Source organism: Umboniibacter marinipuniceus, from assembly GCF_003688415.1.
In the GTDB taxonomy this organism is placed as follows: Bacteria; Pseudomonadota; Gammaproteobacteria; order Pseudomonadales; family DSM-25080; genus Umboniibacter; species Umboniibacter marinipuniceus.
On record NZ_REFJ01000002.1, the window covers coordinates 208627 to 230584 of the forward strand.

The 21958-nt window shown below is 49.1% G+C and carries 24 protein-coding genes; 20 read left to right on the forward strand and 4 right to left on the reverse strand.

The features are described 5' to 3' along the window. Window positions 1-59: 59 nt before the first annotated feature. From DFR27_RS04675 to sthA, 10 genes are all read left to right on the forward strand, one after another. Complete coding sequence (locus DFR27_RS04675; protein ID WP_121876309.1) at window positions 60-1517, forward strand: glyceraldehyde-3-phosphate dehydrogenase; 1458 nt, start codon at window positions 60-62, stop codon at window positions 1515-1517. A gap of 199 nt (window positions 1518-1716) precedes the next feature. Then, window positions 1717-3045 (forward strand): Na(+)-translocating NADH-quinone reductase subunit A, encoded by a 1329-nt coding sequence (locus DFR27_RS04680; protein WP_121876310.1) that lies wholly within the window; start codon window positions 1717-1719, stop codon window positions 3043-3045. A gap of 3 nt (window positions 3046-3048) precedes the next feature. Then, window positions 3049-4236 (forward strand): NADH:ubiquinone reductase (Na(+)-transporting) subunit B, encoded by a 1188-nt coding sequence (locus DFR27_RS04685; RefSeq protein ID WP_121876311.1) that lies wholly within the window; start codon window positions 3049-3051, stop codon window positions 4234-4236. Then, window positions 4229-4984: a Na(+)-translocating NADH-quinone reductase subunit C gene (locus tag DFR27_RS04690; protein ID WP_121876312.1), complete on the forward strand. Its 756-nt coding sequence runs from the start codon at window positions 4229-4231 to the stop codon at window positions 4982-4984. Before DFR27_RS04685 ends, DFR27_RS04690 begins: the two co-directional genes overlap by 8 nt. 2 nt (window positions 4985-4986) lie before the next feature. Next, window positions 4987-5649, forward strand: coding sequence for an NADH:ubiquinone reductase (Na(+)-transporting) subunit D (locus tag DFR27_RS04695; protein ID WP_121876313.1), 663 nt, complete (start codon window positions 4987-4989; stop codon window positions 5647-5649). Window positions 5650-5652: 3 nt separating this feature from the next. Further along, window positions 5653-6270, forward strand: coding sequence for an NADH:ubiquinone reductase (Na(+)-transporting) subunit E (gene nqrE, locus DFR27_RS04700; protein ID WP_121876314.1), 618 nt, complete (start codon window positions 5653-5655; stop codon window positions 6268-6270). A gap of 13 nt (window positions 6271-6283) precedes the next feature. Continuing rightward, window positions 6284-7516: an NADH:ubiquinone reductase (Na(+)-transporting) subunit F gene (gene nqrF, locus DFR27_RS04705; RefSeq protein ID WP_245962604.1), complete on the forward strand. Its 1233-nt coding sequence runs from the start codon at window positions 6284-6286 to the stop codon at window positions 7514-7516. After that, a complete protein-coding gene (locus DFR27_RS04710) occupies window positions 7473-8519 on the forward strand; it encodes an FAD:protein FMN transferase (RefSeq protein WP_147434518.1) in 1047 nt (348 codons plus the stop codon). Before nqrF ends, DFR27_RS04710 begins: the two co-directional genes overlap by 44 nt. Window positions 8520-8521: 2 nt before the next feature. Further along, window positions 8522-8785, forward strand: a complete 264-nt coding sequence (gene nqrM, locus DFR27_RS04715) for a (Na+)-NQR maturation NqrM (RefSeq protein WP_121876316.1) — start codon at window positions 8522-8524, stop codon at window positions 8783-8785. Window positions 8786-8799: 14 nt separating this feature from the next. Continuing rightward, window positions 8800-10206 (forward strand): Si-specific NAD(P)(+) transhydrogenase, encoded by a 1407-nt coding sequence (gene sthA, locus DFR27_RS04720; RefSeq protein ID WP_121876317.1) that lies wholly within the window; start codon window positions 8800-8802, stop codon window positions 10204-10206. Here sthA and DFR27_RS04725 read toward each other — a convergent pair. Next, entirely contained in the window at window positions 10196-10861 is a 666-nt protein-coding gene (locus DFR27_RS04725) for a glycerophosphodiester phosphodiesterase (protein WP_147434519.1), read from the reverse strand. The two genes, sthA and DFR27_RS04725, sit on opposite strands and share 11 nt — an antisense overlap. Further along, window positions 10854-11138: a hypothetical protein gene (locus DFR27_RS04730; protein WP_121876319.1), complete on the reverse strand. Its 285-nt coding sequence runs from the start codon at window positions 11136-11138 to the stop codon at window positions 10854-10856. The genes DFR27_RS04725 and DFR27_RS04730 overlap by 8 nt, the downstream gene beginning before the upstream one ends. Before the next feature lie 85 nt (window positions 11139-11223). Here DFR27_RS04730 and DFR27_RS04735 point away from each other — a divergent pair, with 85 nt between their 5' ends. From DFR27_RS04735 to DFR27_RS04745, 3 genes are read left to right on the forward strand one after another with little or no spacing between them, the layout of a single operon-like run. After that, entirely contained in the window at window positions 11224-12438 is a 1215-nt protein-coding gene (locus DFR27_RS04735; RefSeq protein WP_121876320.1) for an ABC transporter permease, read from the forward strand. After that, window positions 12431-13111: an ABC transporter ATP-binding protein gene (locus tag DFR27_RS04740; RefSeq protein ID WP_121876321.1), complete on the forward strand. Its 681-nt coding sequence runs from the start codon at window positions 12431-12433 to the stop codon at window positions 13109-13111. The genes DFR27_RS04735 and DFR27_RS04740 overlap by 8 nt, the downstream gene beginning before the upstream one ends. Further along, entirely contained in the window at window positions 13111-14334 is a 1224-nt protein-coding gene (locus DFR27_RS04745) for an FtsX-like permease family protein (protein WP_121876322.1), read from the forward strand. Before DFR27_RS04740 ends, DFR27_RS04745 begins: the two co-directional genes overlap by 1 nt. Window positions 14335-14472: 138 nt before the next feature. Here DFR27_RS04745 and DFR27_RS04750 read toward each other — a convergent pair whose 3' ends face one another. Together DFR27_RS04750 and DFR27_RS04755 are read right to left on the reverse strand one after the other, a co-directional pair. Then, on the reverse strand, window positions 14473-14988 hold the full coding sequence (locus DFR27_RS04750) for a DUF2062 domain-containing protein (RefSeq protein ID WP_121876323.1): 516 nt from the start codon (window positions 14986-14988) through the stop codon (window positions 14473-14475). Between the two features lie 109 nt (window positions 14989-15097). Further along, window positions 15098-15553: a flavodoxin family protein gene (locus tag DFR27_RS04755; RefSeq protein ID WP_121876599.1), complete on the reverse strand. Its 456-nt coding sequence runs from the start codon at window positions 15551-15553 to the stop codon at window positions 15098-15100. Between DFR27_RS04755 and DFR27_RS04760 the strand changes: the two genes are divergently transcribed. From DFR27_RS04760 to murB, 7 genes are read left to right on the forward strand one after another with little or no spacing between them, the layout of a single operon-like run. Continuing rightward, window positions 15552-17567 carry a ComEC/Rec2 family competence protein gene (locus DFR27_RS04760; protein WP_170150778.1) on the forward strand — a complete coding sequence of 672 codons (2016 nt, stop codon included), beginning with the start codon at window positions 15552-15554 and terminating at the stop codon, window positions 17565-17567. The genes DFR27_RS04755 and DFR27_RS04760 overlap by 2 nt on opposite strands. A 10-nt stretch (window positions 17568-17577) precedes the next feature. Beyond that, window positions 17578-18333 (forward strand): MotA/TolQ/ExbB proton channel family protein, encoded by a 756-nt coding sequence (locus DFR27_RS04765; RefSeq protein ID WP_211327566.1) that lies wholly within the window; start codon window positions 17578-17580, stop codon window positions 18331-18333. Next, window positions 18330-18743 (forward strand): ExbD/TolR family protein, encoded by a 414-nt coding sequence (locus DFR27_RS04770; protein WP_121876325.1) that lies wholly within the window; start codon window positions 18330-18332, stop codon window positions 18741-18743. Before DFR27_RS04765 ends, DFR27_RS04770 begins: the two co-directional genes overlap by 4 nt. After that, complete coding sequence (gene lpxK, locus DFR27_RS04775; protein WP_121876326.1) at window positions 18740-19738, forward strand: tetraacyldisaccharide 4'-kinase; 999 nt, start codon at window positions 18740-18742, stop codon at window positions 19736-19738. The genes DFR27_RS04770 and lpxK overlap by 4 nt, the downstream gene beginning before the upstream one ends. Beyond that, window positions 19738-20490, forward strand: coding sequence for a 3-deoxy-manno-octulosonate cytidylyltransferase (kdsB, locus tag DFR27_RS04780; protein WP_121876327.1), 753 nt, complete (start codon window positions 19738-19740; stop codon window positions 20488-20490). Before lpxK ends, kdsB begins: the two co-directional genes overlap by 1 nt. Continuing rightward, the gene (locus DFR27_RS04785) at window positions 20487-20933 is read left to right on the forward strand and encodes a low molecular weight protein-tyrosine-phosphatase (protein WP_170150779.1); all 447 of its coding nucleotides are present in this window, start codon (window positions 20487-20489) and stop codon (window positions 20931-20933) included. Before kdsB ends, DFR27_RS04785 begins: the two co-directional genes overlap by 4 nt. Beyond that, window positions 20930-21952 carry a UDP-N-acetylmuramate dehydrogenase gene (gene murB / locus DFR27_RS04790; protein WP_170150780.1) on the forward strand — a complete coding sequence of 341 codons (1023 nt, stop codon included), beginning with the start codon at window positions 20930-20932 and terminating at the stop codon, window positions 21950-21952. The genes DFR27_RS04785 and murB overlap by 4 nt, the downstream gene beginning before the upstream one ends. Window positions 21953-21958: the final 6 nt, after the last annotated feature.

Here is a 21958-nt window from a genome sequence, read left to right on the forward strand (position 1 = left end):
GCAAGCGCATAATTAGCGGCAGATTACTCCACACACTAATTAACCAAAAAGGTGTCCCCATGACGCAGAATCGTCCTGTACCAAGTGATTACTTTCAAGATTGGAAAGCGCGCGAAGCGCTAGCCGAGGGCATGATCCCTCTCGTTGGTAAAATGTATCGCGAAAACAATGTCTCTTGTTACATTTACGGCCGAGCGCTAGTGAATAAGTCAGTGATTGATATCATGAAGGCGCATCGCTTTGTTCGCCAGATTGAGCATAACGAGCTGTCTGAGTTCGACACCTTTCCAATTATCAGTATGTTGGCGAAGCTTGATCTAAGCTATTCACACATTGATGTAGGTCGTCTAGCTGTTGGTTTCATGAATGATGAGTCAGGTGCCACGCTTGAAGAATACGTTCAGTCACACCTTGATGACAGCCTGAACTCCACCAAGAAGCCCATTGATGATTCGCGCGATGTTGTCCTTTATGGTTTCGGTCGTATTGGTCGCCTTATGGCTCGTTTGCTCATCGAAAAGACTGGCGGCGGCGATGTACTTCGTCTTAAAGCGGTTGTTGTTCGACCAGGTGGCGAAGGTGATTTGATTAAACGCGCTTCACTATTGCGCCGCGATTCTGTTCACGGTGGCTTTAAAGGTACGATACGCGTTGACGAAGAAAATAATCGCCTGATTTGTAACGGCAACCCCATTCAGTTCATTTACGCGAATGCACCCGATGATATCGACTACAACTCCTACGGTATCGATAACGCGATTCTTGTTGATAACACCGGCAAGTGGCGTGATGAGGCGGGTCTGGGATTACACCTTAAGAGTAAGGGTATCTCTCAGGTGCTATTGACTGCGCCGGGTAAGGGTGACATCAAGAATATCGTTTATGGCATCAATCACGAGGCAATTCAGCCTTCGGATAAAATCGTTTCCGCGGCTTCCTGTACCACCAACGCCATTACTCCGGTTCTGAGTGTCATGATGGATGAGTACGGTGTTGAGAATGGTCATGTTGAGACGGTTCATGCATTCACTAACGATCAGAACTTGATCGATAACTTCCACAGTGCTGAACGTCGTGGTCGCGCAGCGCCATTGAATATGGTTCTGACTGAAACAGGTGCGGCAAAGGCGGTTGCTAAAGCTCTACCTTCACTGGCTGGCAAGTTGACCGGTAATGCAATTCGCGTACCCACGCCAAACGTTTCCATGGCTATTCTTAATCTAACGTTGGAAAAAGAAACCACCAAGGAAGAGTTGAACGAATTCATGCGTCGTATCTCGCTCCATTCGTCGCTACGCAAACAGATCGATTTTACCGATTCGCCAGATGTTGTTTCTTCAGACTTCGTTGGCTCGCGCACCGCGTGTATTTTTGATGCCAAGGCTACTATCGTCAATGGTCGTCATGCTGTTTTGTACTGCTGGTATGACAACGAATTCGGCTATTCTTGTCAGGTTCAACGCATCGTTGAGCGTCTTGCTGGGGTGAAGTACGACATTATTCCACGTCAAGACTAATTTTGTAGGCAATACTGTCTTCGTGAATATGGGGATTTTCACTGGATAAATCTCCTCAGTGCTTTTACAATGCCGCTGAAATTTTACAAAGTCGAGGTAGCATTCCGCTAGTCTCGGCTTTGCTTTGTAAGGTATTAGCTGTTTTTTCAGCTAGTATTTTGGTTGTCACAATGAACTTTCATTATTTGGGCAGAGACGTATGATAAAAATCCGCCGGGGCCTCGATCTTCCGATCTCAGGTTCGCCAGAGCAAGCAATTGGTGAAGTGAATCCTATTCACACCGTTGCTGTAGTCGGATTTGATTACAACGGCATGAAGCCTACTATGGCAGTGCGTGAAGGCGAAATCGTCAAGCGCGGTCAAGTAGTATTCTCAGACAAGAAGAATGAAGGGGTAGTATTCACTGCACCTGCTTCTGGTACAGTTACCGCGATTAATCGCGGTGCTCGTCGTGTATTCGAATCTTTAGTTATTGAAGTAGAGGGCGACGAAGCTGTCGACTTCGGTGTCGTTGATGTAGCAGCCGCTACACGTGAGACACTGGAAGAGAAGTTAGTTGCTTCGGGTCTTTGGACTGCGTTTAGAACGCGTCCATACTCAAAAGTCCCTGCGCTAGGTTCGCAGGCAAATTCAATTTTTGTTACGGCCATTGACACCAATCCGCTTGCTGCGGATCCTCGTGTAGTGATTGCCGAGCAAAAGGCTGATTTTGCTTTGGGTTTGAGCGTACTTGAGAAGTTAACTAAAGGTCGGGTTTACGTGTGTCAGAATGATGGCGAGAACCTGGCGAAGGAAACCGCTCAGATTGAAATTGCACGCTTCGACGGTAAGCATCCGGCGGGCTTGGCAGGCACTCACATTCATTACCTTGATCCGGTCGGCACGAATAAGACTGTTTGGTCTATTGGTTACCAAGACGTTATTGCCTTTGGTAAGCTCTTTGCTACGGGTAAGCTTGATGCAAGTCGTGTGGTAGCGTTAGCTGGCCCACAGGTTGAAAAGCCTCGTCTAGTGCGCACTCTCCTTGGTGCTAGCTTGGATCAGCTCACGGCAGGTGAGCTAAAAGAAGGTAAAAATCGAATCGTTACTGGTTCGGTACTAGGTGGAAGAACTGCTGAAGGCACAACGTCTTTCTTGGGTCGTTACCATAGCCAAGTTACCGTATTGCTTGAGGGTTACGAACGTCCAATGCTGCATTATGCAGGGCTTGGAGCAAACCGTTTCTCTACCACTCCCGTATACCTATCAAGTCTGTTTAATAAATTGTACGACATGACCACCAGTTGTAACGGTTCGGAACGTGCCATTGTTCCAATTGGCAACTACGAGCGCGTCATGCCTCTCGATATTCTACCAACTCAGTTGATTCGTTCTTTGGTGGTGAAAGACACTGAAGCGGCCCAACAGCTTGGTTGCCTTGAGCTTGATGAAGAAGACGTAGCGCTGCTAACTTTTGTTTGCCCTGGTAAGCACGAGATTGGTCCAATGCTCCGCGACAATCTGACAACGATTGAGAAGGAGGGTTAAGCTATGCGTAAGATTCTCGATAATTTAGAACCACATTTCCACACCGGCGGTAAGTGGGAGAAATGGTACGCGCTTTACGAAGCGGTTGATACCTTCCTATACCAGCCAAATGATCGAACTAAAACAACCGCGCACGTGCGTGATGGTATCGATTTGAAGCGCATCATGATTATGGTGTGGTTCGCAGCGCTACCTTGTATGTTCTGGGCGATGTACAACACCGGCTTCCAGGCTAACACTGCACTTGAAGCAATGGGTGCAACGGGCATTGAAGGCTGGCGTGGTGCTTTACTTGGCGAGTCGATGATCAATTCGGCCAGCTTCTGGGCCAACCTCTATCACGGTGCGCTCTACTTCTTGCCAGTTTACCTCACCGTATTCATCGTGGGTGGTTTCTGGGAAGTGATGTTCGCAATGGTTCGCGGCCATGAAGTGAATGAAGGTTTCTTCGTTACTTCAATCCTATTTGCTTTAACGCTACCGGCAACTATCCCATTATGGATGGTGGCATTGGGTATTTCCTTCGGTGTTGTAGTTGGTAAAGAAGTATTTGGTGGCACGGGTAAGAACTTCTTGAACCCTGCGCTTACCGGTCGTGCCTTCCTATTCTTTGCCTACCCAGCAGCAATGTCTGGTGATGCAGTATGGGTTGTAGACGGTTACACGGGTGCAACTGCGTTATCACTAGCGGCAGCTCAAGGCATGGAAGTCATGCAAAACAGCGTGACCTGGATGGACGCTTTCCTTGGAAATATCCAAGGTTCAATGGGCGAAACATCAACACTAGCTATTCTGATTGGCGCTTGCGTCTTGCTGACTACGCGTATCGCTTCATGGCGCATTATGTTGGGTGTTTTGTTGGGCATGGCGGCAACCGCTACCTTGTTCAATATGATTGGTTCTGAGACCAACCCAATGTTCGCAATGACGCCTGCGTGGCACTTAGTTATTGGTGGCTTTGCATTCGGTATGGTCTTCATGGCTACCGATCCCGTGTCAGCGGCAATGACCAATCGCGGTCGTTTCTTCTATGGCGCACTCATCGGCTTCATGGTGGTCTTGATTCGTGTAGTGAATCCGGCTTTCCCTGAAGGAATGATGTTGGCGATTCTTTTTGCCAACCTGTTTGCACCTATCTTCGACCACTTCGTGGTTCAAGCGAATATCAAGCGGAGGTTAGCACGTGGCTAATAAAGAGAGCACAGCGCGCACGTTTATCGTCGCCATCCTGTTGTGTTTAGTCTGTGGTATTTTCGTTGCAGCGGCGGCTGTTGTGTTAAAGCCACTGCAAGAGACGAATGCACAGGAAAACCTTCAGCGTAACGTACTTCTCGCTGCGGATGCTTACGATGACTCAAAGAGCGTTGCCGAGCAGTGGGGTTCTGTTGAAGAACGCTTCGTTGATATCAACGCGGGAACCTTCACGGAAGCACCTGTTGGCTATGACCTTAATAAGGTCCTTAAAGACGATGCTCAATCAGTAGTGATTGAGCGCTCGGAAGACCCTGCGGGAATCGGTCGTCGTGAAAATCTGACGCGTGTCTACATTTTCTCTGATGAAAATGGCGACATCAGCCGTATCGTATTACCGGTTCGCGGAAAAGGGCTTTGGTCAACAATGTGGGGCTTCTTGGCTCTTGAGAATGATTTCAACACCGTTGCAGGTTTCACCTTTTATGAGCATGGCGAAACGCCAGGGCTAGGTGGTGAAGTTGACAATCCTCGTTGGAAGGCTCAGTGGCCGGGTAAAACACTTTACAACAGCAATAACGAATTGCAGTTAAGTGTTACCAAGGCTGGCCAGGCTGGAGAAGGTCAAATTGATGGTCTTTCAGGCGCAACACTTACTACCAACGGTATCGATGGCACTATCGAATACTGGCTGGGTGAGAACGGCTACTTCGCGTTCTTACAAAACCTTAAGGCGGGAGATGCTTAATTATGAGTGATTCAGTCAAAGATGTATTGACTAAGCCTATTGCCGATAACAACCCTATCGCGTTGCAGATTCTTGGCGTTTGTTCGGCACTAGCCGTAACAAGTAGCCTTCAGGTCGCAATGGTGATGACTATCGCGGTGGTAGTGGTATGTGGCTTATCAAACTTGATTATCAGTTTGTTACGCAATCAGATCCCTAACAGTATTCGTTTGATTGTTCAGATGACGATTATTGCCTCTCTGGTTATTGTTGTTGATCAGGTTCTCAAGGCCTATGCCTATGAGATTTCTAAACAGCTCTCGGTATTCGTTGGTTTGATTATTACTAACTGTATCGTCTTGGGCCGAGCTGAAGCCTATGCTATGAAGAATGGTCCAAAGGCATCGTTCTGGGATGGTATAGGTAATGGTTTGGGCTATGGCTTAGTGCTTTTCGTTGTTGGTTTCTTCCGCGAGTTGTTGGGCGCTGGTAAGTTGTTTGGTTACACCATTCTTCAGCCTATCTCTGAAGGCGGCTGGTACGAGCCTAACGGCCTAATGTTGTTGCCACCTAGCTCATTCTTCATCATTGGTCTTTTCATCTGGGCACTGCGTAGTTACAAGCGTGAGCAGATTGAGACGCCTGATTTCGTCATTGCTCCGAATTCGCGCACGGCAGAGGGTTAATCGATGGAACAGTTTCTAAGTATTTTTATTAAGTCTATCTTCATTGAGAACATGGCTTTGGCTGCATTCCTTGGAATGTGTACCTTCCTGGCTGTATCGAAGAAGATTGAAGCCGCAATTGGTCTAGGTATCGCAGTTGTTGTGGTACTTGTGGTTACCGTCCCAGTCAATAACTTGATCTATACAAACCTTCTTGCTCCGGGTGCGCTAACTTGGACCGGAATTGAAGGTATGGAAGAAGTCGATCTAGCATTCCTTGGACTATTGAGCTACATCGGCGTAATTGCTGCACTCGTTCAGATCATGGAGATGTTCTTAGACAAGTACGTCCCGTCGCTCTATAACGCGTTGGGTGTCTTCCTTCCGTTGATCACCGTGAACTGCGCCATTTTAGGTGCAACATTGCTAATGGTTGAACGTAGCTACTCATTCAGTGAGTCAATTGTCTACGGTGCCGGCGCTGGTGTTGGTTGGGCGATTGCGATCGTTGTTTTGGCTGGTATTCGTGAAAAGCTCAAGTACAGTGATGTACCAGATGGTTTACGCGGTTTGGGTATCACATTTATTACCGTAGGCTTGATGTCGCTTGGCTTCATGTCGTTCGGTGGTATCCAGCTTTAAGGGGTAGGATGTAATGAGTATTTCTAGTATGACTATCGTCCTTGGTGTTGCAATGTTCCTCGTCATCGTTTTGGCGTTAGTGGTTGTAATTCTAAGTGCGCGTTCAAAGTTAGTGAATTCGGGTGACGTGACGATCAACGTCAACGACGAACGCGATATCGTTGTCCCTGCCGGTGGCAAGTTGTTGCAAACTCTTGCTGCGAATAACGTATTTCTTTCTTCTGCCTGTGGTGGCGGTGGTAGTTGTGCGCAGTGTACCTGTAAGATTTTCAGTGGTGGCGGTGATTTGCTACCTACTGAGGAGCCACACTTTACTCGTCGAGAGGCGAAGGAAGGCTGGCGCTTGAGCTGTCAGGTAAACGTTAAGCAGGACATGAAGATCGAAGTACCTGAAGAAGTCTTCGGTGTTAAGAAGTGGGAATGTACCGTTGAGTCAAACCCGAACGTAGCAACCTTTATTAAGGAGCTTACGCTTAAGCTGCCTGAAGGTGAAAACGTAGATTTCCGTGCTGGCGGTTATGTTCAGCTTGAGTGTCCTCCTCATACTGTTAAGTACAGTGATTTTGACATTCAAGAAGAATATCGCGGTGACTGGGAGCGTTTTGGTTTCTTCGATGTGGTTTCAGATGTTAAAGAAACCACTATCCGTGCATACTCGATGGCTAACTACCCAGAAGAGAAGGGTGTCGTGAAGTTCAACATCCGTTGTGCTACGCCGCCGCCGAATAATCTATCGCTTACGCCAGGAATTATGTCGTCTTGGGTGTTCAACCTGAAACCAGGTGACAAAGTTACCGTATACGGCCCATTCGGTGAATTCTTCGCGAAAGATACTGACGCTGAAATGGTATTCGTAGGTGGTGGTGCAGGTATGGCGCCAATGCGTTCGCACATTTTTGACCAGCTCAAGCGTCTGCAATCTAAGCGTAAGATTTCTTTCTGGTACGGCGCGCGTTCACTTCGTGAAGCCTTCTACACGGAAGAGTTTGATAAGCTAGCTGAAGAGAATGAAAACTTCAGTTGGACGCTTGCGATGTCTGATCCCCAGCCGGAAGACAACTGGGAAGGCGCAACTGGATTCATCCATAACGTCCTTCTGGAGAACTATCTGAAGGAGCATGAAGCACCCGAAGACTGTGAGTTCTACATGTGTGGTCCACCAATGATGAACGCAGCGGTGATTACCATGCTGAAGAATCTAGGTGTTGAAGACGAAAACATCATGTTGGATGACTTCGGTGGTTAAGCTTAATCGCTTATTAAAAACAGGGCTTTTGGCCCTGTTTTTGGTTGTGTACGGCTGCGATACGGGCGGCACGTCCACCCTCATCGAAGGTCCCACTATGGGTACTCGCTACCATATCGTGGTGGTGAGTGAAGACACGGTTGATGGCGAAGCGTTGAAGCAAGAGGTTGATCGAATTCTTAGGTCGATTAACAATTCAATGTCCACCTATCAATCCGACTCCGAGCTATCGTTGATTAATGTCAGCGAGCAAACTGACTTTCGCCTATCTACAGCGCTTGCCGAGGTGCTGTCTGCGGCCCTAGCAATCTGCGAAGCGGCGCCAACACACTACGACGTAAGTATCGGGCCACTGGTTAACCTCTGGGGTTTTGGTCCTTCCAATCGGGGTGATGAAGCGCCCAGTGAGCAGGATGTGCAGCGGGCACTTTCTCAGGTTGGTTGTGAGCGAATATCCTTAGTAGATCAGCAGCTGAGCCGCCCGCAGGGCATGTACATTGATCTGTCTTCCATAGCCAAGGGTTATGGCGCCGATGCGGTAGCCCGGCGGCTTGAGATGCTAGGGTATTCCCACTACATGGTGGAAATTGGCGGTGAAGTGGTAGCTAAAGGCCGTAACGAACGTGGTACAATATGGCAGATTGGAGTTGAACGTCCCAGTTTGGAGGGTGGTAATCCCATCTTAGCGGTAGCGCTTGATTCACTGGGCGTGGCGACTTCTGGCGACTATCGCAACTTCTTTGTTGAGGGCGAAAAACGCTATGGTCACACCATCAATCCAATAACGGGGTACCCAATTCAGCACAACACGCTGTCGGTGACAGTTGTAGCTGAAAATGCTATGCAGGCAGACGGTTGGGCTACCGCGTTAAATTCCGCGGGTGTTGAAGCGGGTTATGAGATTGCTACCAGCTTAGATCTAGCGGCTTTTTTTATCTATGCGGAAGACGGTGAGCTAAAGACATTAGCTTCGCCCGCATTTACAGAATTAACGGAGCAGTAATCATGCTAACTATCATATTGAGTGTTGTTATTTTTGCAGTGTTAGTCGGGGCGATGGCCGTTGGCGTTATTATGGGCAACAAGCCCATTGCCGGTTCATGCGGTGGCCTTAATACCATTGGCATGAAGGAAGATTGCGACATTTGTGGTGGTAATGACACACTGTGTGATGAAGAGAAGCAGCGCAAGAAAAAAGCTGCAAAGCAAGATGTTTTAGCAGTCGGCGGAACTTTACAGCCACTGTTCAACGACGCAACAAAAAAATAAAAACGGAGTAATTTATGCCGTCGTACGATTACGATCTACTTATTATTGGTTCTGGCCCCGCTGGTGAAGGGGCAGCACTGCACGCCGCAAAGCTGGATCAGCGTGTATGTATGATCGAGGAACAACACTTCGTGGGTGGTAATTGCACTCACAAAGGCACCATACCTTCAAAAGCGCTAAGACAAGCTGTTCGTCGCATTATTCAGTTCAATACCTTGCCGATGTTTCGTGACGTTGATGCGCCACAGATTTTTGGCTATCCCAAGGTGCTTAAGCAAGCTGAGCGAGTTATTCGTAAGCAAGTCAAGCTACGCACTGAGATGCTAGCGCGTAATGGCGTTAAGGTTGTTACGGGTGTTGCCTCGTTTGTTGACGCGAATACCGTTGATGTAGCCGGGGAGTCGGGTATTGAAGAGAAAATTAGCGCCAAGAACGTGCTGATTGCCACTGGTTCACGCCCTTATCACCCTGCTCATATGGACTTTAATCATCCGCGCGTGTTTTGTTCGGACTCAATCTTACATCTTAATAACACCCCCAAGACGCTGATTGTCTATGGTGCGGGTGTCATTGGTTGTGAGTACGCGAGTATTTTTGCGGGTTTAGGTGTTCATGTAGACCTTATTAATACTCGTTCAAGTTTACTTGAGTTCCTTGATGATGAAATTTCTGATGCTTTAGGCTACCACCTGCGTGATATGGGCGTTAACGTTCGTCACAACGAAGAGGAAGAGCGTCTAGAAGTAGACGACGACGGCGTGACACTGTTCTTAGCCTCCGGTAAACGTCTTCGCGGTGATGCCATCTTGTTCTGTAACGGTAGAACGGGTAACACCAGCGATTTGAATCTCGAGGCTATCGGTCTTAAGGCGAATCACCGTGGCCAGATTTCAGTTGATGAGAGCTATCGTACCGAGGTAGAGAATATTTATGGTGCGGGGGATGTCATTGGTTGGCCAGCGCTAGCGTCAGCGGCTTACGATCAGGGTCGTTCAGCGGCGGCAGCCATGCTTGGTGGTGAACAGGTCAGATTTGTTAATGATGTACCTACCGGTATTTATACTCTGCCGGAGATTAGCTCAATCGGTAAGACGGAAAGCGAATTGACCGCTGCGCGTATCCCATACGAAGTAGGTCGAGCGTTCTTTAAGAATATTGCTCGTGCACAAATTACCGGTGATGAAGTAGGTATGCTGAAGCTCTTGTTCCATGTGGACACACTGGAGATACTTGGAGTTCATAGTTTTGGTGCCGAATCATCGGAGATTATTCATATTGGTCAAGCGGTGATGAATCAGCCTGCTGGTAATAACAGTATTGAGTACTTTGTGAACTCAACGTTTAATTACCCAACCATGGCCGAGGCTTATCGTGTCGCGGCATTGGAAGGGCTAGAGCGGGTTGGTCGTCTTAACGATTAAGCTGCGGACAAAACGCCCAGGGGCGGTCAGTGATTATCTGATCGACCCCTAATTTCCGCAAAGATTTCGCTCTCTTCAAACTATTTACCGTCCACACACTTACGGCTAGTCCGTGCGATTTTGCCTTCTTAATCAGACTTAAGCTTACACTGTTGTTGCGTACGGCAATGAGTTCGCAGCCCAAGCCCCACGCTAACCCAACCGGGTTACAGTCCAATTTGTCAACGAGCAGCCCGCGTCGGAGTTCATGGTGATCTCTGTTAATCATTGCTAGTAATCGTCTATCAAACGAGGTTAGAACAACGTTCGGGTTTTCTTTGGCAAACGCTGCAACGAGCGCGAACTGCTGTTGCCAAATGCTAAGCGGTGCCGGTTTGAGTTCGAGTTGAATCATGCCGGGGTAGGGCGGTAGCTGAGCAAGTTGATCGTCAAAGAGGATGCGAGAGTCGGTAGCAATAATTTCACTGCTAGTGCTTTCATGAATGGCTTTAGCGCCGAGTTTGTTGTCGTGATAGAGCGCTAAGCGACCGTCTGCAGTGGGACGTACGTCGAGTTCTATGCCGTCACAGTGGTATTCGTAGGCCGCCCAAAACGCTTCCATGGTGTTATCGTGGAAGCGTTTCCTGCATCCGCGATGACCAAGTATTTCACTCACTTTCAACCTTTCTTACTGCGCTCAAAACACGGTCTTCCTCGAAAACAACAATAAAGTGCTCATAGTGCCACTTGCTGATGGCTGGATCACCAATTGGCATTGACTCGCTAGCTGGTTCACCGAACGCCGTGAGTACTTCCAATTGCGTTTGCCCATTGGCGGGTAGCGTGAGTTCATTATTACCCTGTTGACCCACAGGAATCACGATTTCTTCGGATAGAACATCAGCCGATACAAGTGTGAGGCTAAGCAATAAACAAACAACAGCAAGTTTCATAACATTTTCCATAGTGTGAATTCATTGTAGCAGTGTATCATGGAGAAAATTAACACTCAGTTACTGCTATTGGATATTGTGAAACATGACGCAGAGATTTCTGCTTTCAGTTGCCTGGCGATTCCTGCGCGCTAAACATGCCGGCTGGTTTGCCTCATTTATCACCCTCACTTCGGTCCTTGGAATCGCCCTAGGTGTGTGCAGTCTAATCACGGTTATGTCGGTGTTAAATGGCTTCTCCGATGAAATCCGCGCTCGCGTGGTCGCGGCGGAACCCCACCTTCTATTGAACCCTTCTCACGATTATTCAGCTAGCCTATCAGACCCAGATATCCTGGCTGTTGCGCCGGTGCTGCGCTTTACCGCAATTGGGCAGTCTGCCTCGCAACTTCAGGGCGTGGAGGTCAATGCGGTTGACTTCGACAGCTATCCTCTTGTGGTGCCAATGAATGGATACCTCGTGGACGGACGTTGGCTAGAGCGTGATGATCGCTTTCATATCGTTATTAGTCAGCTTCAGGCTCGACGGTGGCGGTTGCAGGTGGGAGATTCACTTACGTTACTGCTCCCTAGCTTTAGTTCGACCCCAGCCGGTCTTTTTCCTCGAAGCAAAACGTTAAAAATTATCGGTCTCTATAGTACTAATTCGGACACTGACACGTCGCAGGTATATATCCCACTGAAGGTTGGCGAATTATTGACGCGAGCGGGTGACTACCAAACAGAGTTGGCGGTGCGCACCAATAGAGCGTTTGATTTAGCACCACTTATTCAGCGTCTTGAAGTTCAACGCGGGATCACTCACGTGAGCTCCTGGCAGGATAAGCATCAGGCGCTCTTCGCCGCAATCGCGATGGAGAAACGCATCACCTCTTTCGTCCTGCTAGCGATTGTGGCGGTGGCGGCCTTTAATGTTATCGCCGCGCTCTCCATGCAGGTACTCAATAAACGTAAGAGCATTGCGGTACTAAGAACACAGGGGCTCTCTCGTCATGCCGCAGGGCGCATATTTGCGTTTCAGGGGTTGATAATTGGCGGCTCTGGAATTCTACTCGGCTCAAGCATTGGCGTGCTGTTGAGCCTCTACTTCAGAGAATTTAGTAATTGGGTTCAGGATACGCTTGGCGTGTATCTCTTTGATCCTAGTGTGTACTACGTTAACTATCTGCCAACCTCTCTTGATTGGTGGGACGTTGCGCTCGTTAACATCGCCACGGCGGTGATTGCAACTTTCGCTATTTGGCATCCCGTGAAGAAGGCTTTAACCATTGAACCAGCGGAAGCGTTAAACTATGAATAGAGTTATGTTGTCAGCCCAAGGCATCAGTAAATCCTATCTTCAAGGTCAGAATGAATTACCCATTCTCCGTGATTTGGCAATGACGGTTCATGAAGGTGAGATGGTGGCGATTGTTGGCAAATCCGGAAGTGGTAAATCAACCTTGCTGAATTTGCTAGCAGGCCTCGATCACCCAGACTCAGGTGAAGTCACGTTGGCGGACTGTTGTTGGCAGAAGACAGGCGAGCGAGAGCGTGATCGTGTGCGTAACCATTCACTTGGTTTCGTCTATCAATTTCACCACCTTCTGCCCGAGTTTAGTGCGCTGGAAAATGTGGCTATGCCACTTCGTATCGCTGGCATGAGCAGCGCGAAGGCGCGTGTTGTCGCGCTAGATTTGCTGGCTAAAGTCGGCCTTTCGGACCGCGCAAAGCATCGCCCGAACCAGCTTTCTGGAGGTGAAAGACAGCGTGTTGCCATTGCGCGGGGGCTAGCCAATAGCCCCGCAGTGGTACTGATGGACGAACCAACCGGTAACTTGGATGTGGAAACAGCATCTGAAGTTCGCGATCTGATCAAGACGCTGAGTCGTTCAGCTTCTACAGCGTTTGTGATCGTCACCCACGATCCCAGCTTTGCCGAGTACGCCGATAGGGTACTTACGCTTACCAACGGCAAACTAGAGGACCACTAATGCGGTTTAGTTTTGATGTGGGTCAGCGTTACTCAAAAGTTAGCCAACAGGGCTCTCTAATTGGATTTATTTCCAGCCTCGCAGGCAAGGGGCTCGCGCTGTCGGTAGCTATTTTAGTGGTGGTGATTGCCGTCATTGATGGTTTTGAACGCGAACTAGAAGAGCGTATCTTAAACTTAGTACCCCATGTCGAATTAAGTCGTTACGGCGGTATTGAGGAGTGGCAGCAAACTATTGAGGTATTGGAGGCGCTTCCCGAGGTTACTTCGGCTGCACCGTATATTAATCAATCGGTATTGTTTAAGAGTGGCACGACGGTTGCGCCGGGTATGCTCTCCGCGGTTGATCTTGAGTTGGAGGCGCAGTTTAGCCCTTTGGCTAATTTTGTGGAAGCCGGCGATCTTTCAGCGTTGAGTGATGGCGAATCAATTGTATTGGGAGCAGGAATTGCCGAGAAACTTGATCTCTCGGTAGGGCAGTTATTTACGCTAATGATTCCGGGCGATTCCGCCACTACTCAGCCCACTATCCGACGGCTTAAGGTGGTTGCGATTATTGCGTCAGGCACAGAGCTCGATCAGGTGCTGGCAATAACTACGATTGATTCCGCTCAAGCTTGGCTGAAGCGAAGTCGTGTTGACGGTATTAAGCTTAAGCTGACCGATCTTTATCGCGCTGATATAACCGGGCTACTGATTTCAGAAAGCCTTGGGGGCGGTTATACATCGAAAAGCTGGCAGCGCCAATTCCGCCAGCTTTCGTTCGCCATCCAGACCTCAAAACAGATGATTAACTTACTGCTGTTACTGATTATTCTGGCGGCCGTTTTTAATGTTGTGACAACCTTGACGATGGTGGTAATTGAGAAAAAATCTGATATTGCCATCCTCAGGTCAATGGGCGCTTCTCGCTTTGCGATCATGCGAATCTTTGTGAGTCAGGGCTTTATGGTTGGCGTTTACGCCGCGTTAAAGGGAATTTTGGCAGGTATTCTGGTGTGCCTAGTGCTACCTTGGTTAGGTGAGCTAATTGAGCTGTTTAGCGGCGTAACACTGCTAAGCTCCGACGTTTACCCCGTTGATTTCATCCCAGTATTCTTAAAAGTCGAGACCATTGCCTTGGTGGCGGGGGTGGCTATTTGTGCGAGCTCGTTGGTGTCCGTTTTTCCCGCTTGGCGTGCGTCACGGGTAGATCCGGCGAAGGTTTTGCAGTTAGAGATCTAATTGCTTGCTTCGCTAGTTGTTACGATTACGCCGCTAGTTGTTACGATTACGCCGCTAGTTGTTACGATTACGCCGCTAGTTGTTACGATTACGCCGCTAGCTGTTACGATTACGCCGCTAGCTGTTACGATTACGCCGCTAGTTGTTACGATTACGTCGCTTCTGCCAGGCGTTGACTACGTGAAATCGCCAAAATCCTCGTGCCACAAACCAGCCAATACCACCAAAGAAGAGTCCACAACTGACGCAGCCAACTAAGAATGGAAGCCACGAAGTGGCAAGCTGATCGCCAAGCCAAACAAGAGTCAGTTCTTCGGGCATTGGGATAGGTGGTTGTCCAAGTAGTAGAAGTCCAACGCGATAGGCCCCATAGAAGAGGATGGGCATTGTAAGGGGGTTGCTAATCCACACCAATACCACAGACAGTGCAATATTGGCACGAAATAACACGGCGAGTGCCGCCGCGGCAAGCATCTGAAATGGTATGGGGAGGAAGCTACAGAATATGCCAATAAAGACAGCTCGTGCCACGCAACGACGATTTAAGTGCCATAGGCTGCCGTCGGCCAACCAATGTTGAATCCAAGCCAGCCCTTTATGCTCACGAATATACTGAGGGTCAGGCATGATCTTTTTAAAGAAGTTTTTGGCCATTTAAGTCTTTGGTTTCAAATTAGTTGTTTAATTATGTGCCCGTTGGGTCGAAAAATCTATTAAAACGCGGGGAAAGCGATTTAATAATGAGCTACTAACTAAAAACCGTTCAAATAATACCCAATTCTAGGGCGGCAGCCATTGATTCGCCTAATTCTCTAGCCGAAATTAGGTGGCTATCTTGCGGTTCTCCTTTAACGAGGAGCGTGTCACCAATTTGCCGATAGCGGTAGCCGGTGAGAATACGTTGGAGCGCCTTCTCGGCGCCGGTTCCATCGTTACCAGCGCTAATAATTAACTGAAACGGTAGTGCAAGCTGAAGCGCTTCCACTTCATAATAAGTCTGATCAAAGAAGTGTTTTATTGCGCCTGACATTGTGCCGAAGTTCTCAGGCGTCGCAATGACCAGTGCCGAGGCGTTCATTAAGTCTTCTGGTCCCCCTTGAAGCGCTTCAACTACCCGAACTTTAACGCCCGATACGCGTTCGGCACCTTCAATGAAGGCATCGCATAATTGTTGCGTATTGCCAGTCTTACTGTGCTTAACAAGTAGGAGGGTCTTCATGTTTGTTGTCATTATGCTCATTCTCATACTGCTTGTTTGGATGATAGCAAATTATGTCGCGCTCGCGGGGTGGTGGTATGGCTTGCTGATTTTAAGTTTGCTGTTGCTTTGGCGTCGTCATCCTTATCTGGTAGTGCTCTTAGCTGTGATCTTTAGCGCTCAGCACTATTCACGGCTGACAGATCTACCCAGAAGTATCGAGGCTCGCGTAGCTGAGGTCAATCAAAGCCTATTTTCACAGCAGCTGAGTTTTGTCGGCAGTGAGCTTCGTGTGCGCATAGCGAAGGGGATAACGGTTGAGCCCAACTGTAAGTTCAGCGGTGCCTTGAGCTGGCGCTATCGACCGGCTCCAGAAGACTATGGCAACCGACTTCAGCGTCAGCAGCAATTGCAGCCATATAGCTATTCGGACAGTTTTGTGAGCACTTGTCCTCAGCAGCTAACTGAGCCGGAATACGTTGCGCACCCAAGGTTACGAGCTTTGGTTCTCGGACATTTCAACTTACTGGAGGAATCAGAGGTAGAGCAGCTGCAACGCTCGGGTACATTACATCTCTTCGTGGTGAGCGGTCTTCATATCGGTATTATCTATTTAACTATAGGCTGGCTGTCGAGACGCTTCTTTGGCCTCTATACCGCGCGCTGTTTGAGTTTAGCGGCCATTGGCGGTTATTTACTATGCGTTGTATGGGGTGTTGCAGTAGGGAGAGTGTGGCTAATGATTCTCTTGGCGGCTGTTACTTGGTGGTTAGCCAGAGCTATGAATCGCTATGCAATCCTTGCAGCCGTAGCGCTTGTTCTTGTGCTTTGGTCTCCGGGGCTACTCTGGCGTCCGGGCTTTTGGTATTCCTTTAGCGCGGTGCTATGTATTTTGCTCATTTATGTAGGTGCTAGAGGTGGCCAAATCGCTAAGGTTAGTACGGCACAATTCTTTATGAGCCTGCTGGCCGGAGGGGTTAGTCAACTTCCCACCAATCCTTTTCAGTCATTCGCCGCTAACTTGATTGTTGTGCCGTTGTGGGGGCTAGTTGTGCCGGCGGCGCTCACTGCACTGATCGTTCCGCTAACGGCCCCCGCCAATAGTGTGGAGCAACTGTTGCAGCATATCATCAATTGGCTACCCACGGCGTATCCTGGTTGGCTCACAGTGAGTGCGGACTGGTACCTCGGGCTGTTTATTGGCTGTTTGTATCTAGCGGTGATTAGTCCGTACTCGCTAAGATTACTTGCCTGCTTTATTTTGCTAACAGGTTGGACGGCTAACGCAAAACTAAGTCAGATAAGGGTCCATGACGTGGGGCAGGGCAGCGCGCTAAGTGTGTTCTCCCAGGGTACATTTAGTCTGTATGATACCGGTTATGGTAGCGAGGAGTTCGGTGCGGTGATCGAACGGACAATTTGGCCGTTAATGGCCACGTTGAAGCCAATCTCAGCCAACTACTTTCTTAGTCATGGTGATGCGGATCACGCCGGTGGGCTAAAAGCGTTTAGGGCATTGCTCCCAGCTCATCGCTTTGACGGGGAGCAGCTATGCATCGCAGGACAGCGCTGGCAAGTGGGTGAAGCAAGAAGCTTGGTGCTCTGGCCTCGTTATGCCAAGCGCCACGAAAGAAATAACGGTCATAGCTGCGCATGGCTAATTGAACTGGGAAATAAGCGCCTTTTGCTCCTTGGCGACATGAGCATAAAGGATGAATTGGCGATGCTGCGAATGTGGCCTTCACTTAGCGCTGATGTGGTGGTTCTTGCTCACCACGGAAGTGCTTCCTCAACATCCTACGCCTTACTTAGCCAGTTAAATCCAAATATCGCGATCATCTCAGCAGGTCAAGACAATCGATTTGGCCACCCTTCAGCGACAGTAATTCATAAATTATCACAATTTGGCGTTAAAACACTTGTCACAGCTAAGGTAGGCGCTATAACCTTTTCGGAGGTGGATGACGTTGAGTTGATCCGATTAAGTTGTTTAGAACTCATTTCCACTAAAGACTGCGAGGTCTCGGTGAATTAAGGGGTAGTTTGTGTACGATATTTTAATGGCAGGTGGCTGGCTAATGCTGCCGCTCGTATTATGTTCTATAGCAGTGGTAGCTATTGCGTTGGAGCGCTATTGGGCGTTGCTTCCAACTAACATCTTGCCAAAGAATTTAACCGCAGAGGTCTGGCATCAGTACAAAGATCAAGGGCAGCTCAGTAACGACAAGCTTCGAAGCCTCCGTAACAGTTCTCCTTTGGGGCACATTCTTGCCGCGGGTATTGCTAACGCTTCGCATGGTCGAGATACCGTTAAGGAGAGTATGGAGGCGGCAGCGAGTCAAGTGCTTCATGATCTTGAACGTTTTCTTACCGCATTGGGTGTGATCGCCACCATTGCCCCGCTAATTGGGTTGCTGGGCACCGTTACCGGCATGATTGATGTTTTTGCCGCCATTGTTACCGAGGGTACTAGTGACGCAAGTTTACTAGCAGGAGGGATTAGTAAAGCGCTAATCACTACCGCAGCGGGACTGAGTGTCGCGATTCCAGCCACAATGCTTGATCGCTATTTTGGCCGTCGAATTGAGTCTATTGCGGTTAGCCTTGAAAAAGAGTGCGTGAAATTCGTTGATGCGATGTTCGCCCAACCGTCGATAAAATCCCCAGCGAAAAATAGCGCCGCAAAGCGAGTGCCAGCAAAAGCATCGGCAACTGAGCAAAAAGCACCTGTTAAGAAGGCTGTCGCCCAGAAAACCGCAACGAAGAAAAACACTTCGAAGAAGGGTGAAGAAAGCTCATGAAGTTCGCTCGTCGCAGCAAAACCAGAGAAGGGGTCAACTTAACTCCGCTGATTGATGTGGTCTTTCTGCTGTTAATTTTCTTTATGGTCACCACAACGTTCAAAACCGAAAGTGAGCTTTCCGTTGACTTACCGCAAGCGAGCAACGAAGCCGAGCGAGCAGAAGCTGATATCCGCATCGCGGTTCAAGCTACCGGTTTGATTACGGTCAACGGTATTGCGCTACCAAATTCCGACGCTGAAACCATTGTGAGCGCGCTACAAGAAACCGGGCTTAGCGGTACGGATATAACCGTGGCTATCGAGGCTGATAAAACCGCAACACATCAGATGGTGGTAACAGTACTCGATGCCGTGGGGAAATCAGGCTATAGTAAAGTTCATCTAGCCACTAGCCAACAAAGCGAATGAGCGTAAAGCAATTTTTTCTCAATCACTGGTACCAAAGTTCTCCAGGCATACTTCGTTTACTGGCTCCCCTGTCGTGGCTAGTGGGCTATTTTGCGGCTAAACGCTTTAGTTCGAGGCAGTTAGGGCTAGTAGGTGGTGTCCCCGTAATTGTCATAGGCAATATCACGGTGGGTGGTACCGGCAAGACACCGTTAATTGCCTCGCTTATTGGTCATTTTCAAGCCAAGGGCCTCCGCGTTGGTGTAATTAGCCGTGGCTACGGCGGTTCGCTGTCCGGCGAGGAAGTTGTCAAAGTTCATCGTGGCCACAGCGCGGCTGAAGTTGGTGATGAGCCACTCATTCATTTTAGTCGCGGCGCCGCGGTGTTCTTGTGCGCACAGCGTGCCAAAGCGGCAGAGCTAGCTGCGCGGGAATGTGATGTGATCTTGGCCGATGATGGTTTGCAGCATTACCCGCTGATCCGCACCGTTGAAGTTTGCGTCCTTGATGGTGAACGCAAGATCGGTAATGGTGCACTCCTTCCAATGGGTCCCCTACGAGAGCCCGAGAGTAGACTAGCAAACTGTGATCTCGTGGTGGTTAATCATGGCGATAGTATCCAGGTGAATTGTAGTATTGGTCATGAAGCGGAATTCACCATGACGGTTGCCCCGGGAGAGTGGCGAGCTGTCAATGATCAGAGTCTGCAATCTAAGCCAAACACCAACGTTACCCTCATCAGTGGTATCGGCAATCCGGATCGCTTTGAAGCAACTGTTAAGTCGCAGAATATTGCTTGGGACCGGCATATTCGCTTTGGTGATCACCATGCCTATCGACAAACTGACTTCATTGATGCCACTTCACGCATAGTGATGACTGAAAAAGATGCGGTGAAAGCGATTTCCATTGCACCACAATCTAGTCTGTATATCACCATTAAGGCAGAGCTCGGGGATGAATTCTATTCCCAGTTAGATGCTCTACTTAGTCAAAAACAACAAGAGTTTAGCTAATGAATTTTCACATTGTAATCCCAGCTCGCTACGCTTCCTCAAGATTACCGGGAAAACCGCTTGTCGATATTTGTGGTCTACCCATGATTCAACGTGTTTGGCAGCAGGCCTGTCAGGTAGGAGCAATTGACGTAGTGATTGCCACAGATGATCCACGTATCCAATCGGTGTGCGAGCGTTTTGGCGCAACGGTGGTAATGACTCGCGATGATCATGAATCAGGGACGGATCGCTTACAGGAAGTGGCGGCTAAGATGCAGTGGTCGGACAACGAGGTGATCGTCAATGTGCAGGGGGATGAGCCATTGATTCCTCCGGCGGTAATTCAGCAGGTGGCAAAAAACTGCGCCGATAACAGTGATGTGAGTGTTAGTACGCTGAGTGAACCCATTGAACGCTATGGTGATTTCGTAAATCCAAACGTGGTGAAGGTGGTGGCAGATCAGCAGCAGAGAGCACTTTATTTCTCCCGAGCCCCCATGCCTTGGCCCCGTGACGATGCGCAGCAACTGCCGCAGTGCGGTGCGTTTCGACATATCGGAATTTACGCCTATCGAGTGCATGTTCTCCATCAATTTGTGAGTTGGGCTCCAGCGCCATTAGAGTTGACCGAAAAACTCGAGCAATTAAGGTTCATGGATCACAGCCATCGAATTCACGTTGAGCCGGCCTGCGCGTTGGTTCCGGGCGGGGTGGATACCCCTGAGGATCTGGCCTCAGTGCGGGCATGGTTCGAGGATCATCCGCAGTGAAATTACTGTTTGTGTGTCTAGGGAATATCTGTCGCTCGCCGTCAGCCGAAGCAATCTACCGGTCGGCGTTTCAATCTGAGGGGGTGACCCTTGATTCGGCGGGAACGGGATCGTGGCATATCGGCAAAGCGCCAGACTCAAGAATGTTGGCAACGTTAGCAAGTCATGGGGTAGACGCTTCAGATTTAAGAGCGCGCCAATTTACCGCCGCGGACTTCGTTCAGCATGATCTCATCATTGTAATGGATGAGCAAAATCGTCGGGACGTCGAGCGGCTTCGCCCTGCTGGTGACCATACGCCAGTTCGGCTGCTGCTAAGCTATAGTAATGAGTATAGTGGGGATGTGATTGATCCCTATTATGAAGCTCAAGACGGCTTTGAGTTATGCTTCGCTCAGATTCAGTCCGGCTGTAGCGGGCTATGGGAACAAATAAAGCAATGATTGATATCAAGCCGGATTTCAACCTCAAGCAACTTAACACCATGGCATTAGGGAGCAATGCGGCGTATTACTGTGCGGTGAAGTCCGTTGCTGAACTTCAGGAAGCCGTTAGCTTTAGTGAGCAACAGGCCATAGCGCTTCATGTATTGGGTGAGGGCAGCAATACATTGCCCGTGAGCCATGTGGCAGGCTTATGCTGCCATGTCGCACTCAGCGGTATTCACCAAGTGAGTGAGGACGAAGCGTCAATACAACTGCGGGTTGCGGCGGGGGAGAATTGGCATCATTTGGTGGAGTATACGGTTGGTCAAGGGTGGTGGGGAATCGAGAATTTGGCGTTGATTCCAGGAACCGTAGGTGCTGCTCCCGTGCAGAATATTGGGGCCTACGGTGTTGAGCTGGCCGACGTCCTCTTAGCGGTTGAGGTCTTTGACCTGAACACCAAAACTTGTCTAACTTTGAGCGCAAACGACTGTGCGCTCAGCTACCGTGAATCAATTTTTAAGGGAAGTGCTCGTGGACGCTATGTAATTCTTCAGGTGCTGCTATCTCTGTCTAAAGTGCCTAAGCCAGTTCTGTCCTACGCAGGACTCTCCAATTTGACGAGTCAAGCCGATCTGAAAGCGTTGACGCCTAAGCGTGTGGCTGATGAGGTTATTGCGTTGCGTTCAAGCAAATTACCTGACCCAAGTGTGCTACCCAATAGCGGTAGTTACTTCAAAAATCCCATTCTCGAGCGTAGCCAAGCGGATGAGCTGCTTGAACGTTTTCCTCAAGCTCCACACTGGCGTTTGGGTGATCAGGTCAAATTTGCTGCAGCATGGTTAATTGATCAGTGTGGTTTGCGCGGCAGCGAGCTCGCTGGCGGTTTTCAGCCGTATCATTTGCAAGCATTAGTGATGACTAACCCAAAGGCAGGAAGCTACGGCGATCTCGTTCGAGCAGAAACTGAAGTTATTCGAACAGTAGCAGCCCGGTTCGGCGTTAAACTGGAGCGAGAGCCCCAATTGCTTGGCTGATGCCGA

Bases quoted from the DNA above. Each gene is read 5' to 3' on its own strand.
- DFR27_RS04675 (WP_121876309.1), top strand. From the start codon at position 60: ATGACGCAGAATCGTCCTGTACCAAGTGATTACTTTCAAGATTGGAAA.
- DFR27_RS04680 (WP_121876310.1), top strand. From the start codon at position 1,717: ATGATAAAAATCCGCCGGGGCCTCGATCTTCCGATCTCAGGTTCGCCA.
- DFR27_RS04685 (WP_121876311.1), top strand. From the start codon at position 3,049: ATGCGTAAGATTCTCGATAATTTAGAACCACATTTCCACACCGGCGGT.
- DFR27_RS04695 (WP_121876313.1), top strand. From the start codon at position 4,987: ATGAGTGATTCAGTCAAAGATGTATTGACTAAGCCTATTGCCGATAAC.
- nqrE (WP_121876314.1), top strand. From the start codon at position 5,653: ATGGAACAGTTTCTAAGTATTTTTATTAAGTCTATCTTCATTGAGAAC.
- nqrF (WP_245962604.1), top strand. From the start codon at position 6,284: ATGAGTATTTCTAGTATGACTATCGTCCTTGGTGTTGCAATGTTCCTC.
- nqrM (WP_121876316.1), top strand. From the start codon at position 8,522: ATGCTAACTATCATATTGAGTGTTGTTATTTTTGCAGTGTTAGTCGGG.
- sthA (WP_121876317.1), top strand. From the start codon at position 8,800: ATGCCGTCGTACGATTACGATCTACTTATTATTGGTTCTGGCCCCGCT.
- DFR27_RS04730 (WP_121876319.1), bottom strand. From the start codon at position 11,138: ATGAAACTTGCTGTTGTTTGTTTATTGCTTAGCCTCACACTTGTATCG.
- DFR27_RS04735 (WP_121876320.1), top strand. From the start codon at position 11,224: ATGACGCAGAGATTTCTGCTTTCAGTTGCCTGGCGATTCCTGCGCGCT.
- DFR27_RS04740 (WP_121876321.1), top strand. From the start codon at position 12,431: ATGAATAGAGTTATGTTGTCAGCCCAAGGCATCAGTAAATCCTATCTT.
- DFR27_RS04745 (WP_121876322.1), top strand. From the start codon at position 13,111: ATGCGGTTTAGTTTTGATGTGGGTCAGCGTTACTCAAAAGTTAGCCAA.
- DFR27_RS04750 (WP_121876323.1), bottom strand. From the start codon at position 14,988: ATGGCCAAAAACTTCTTTAAAAAGATCATGCCTGACCCTCAGTATATT.
- DFR27_RS04760 (WP_170150778.1), top strand. From the start codon at position 15,552: ATGTTTGTTGTCATTATGCTCATTCTCATACTGCTTGTTTGGATGATA.
- DFR27_RS04755 (WP_121876599.1), bottom strand. From the start codon at position 15,553: ATGAAGACCCTCCTACTTGTTAAGCACAGTAAGACTGGCAATACGCAA.
- DFR27_RS04770 (WP_121876325.1), top strand. From the start codon at position 18,330: ATGAAGTTCGCTCGTCGCAGCAAAACCAGAGAAGGGGTCAACTTAACT.
- lpxK (WP_121876326.1), top strand. From the start codon at position 18,740: ATGAGCGTAAAGCAATTTTTTCTCAATCACTGGTACCAAAGTTCTCCA.
- kdsB (WP_121876327.1), top strand. From the start codon at position 19,738: ATGAATTTTCACATTGTAATCCCAGCTCGCTACGCTTCCTCAAGATTA.
- murB (WP_170150780.1), top strand. From the start codon at position 20,930: ATGATTGATATCAAGCCGGATTTCAACCTCAAGCAACTTAACACCATG.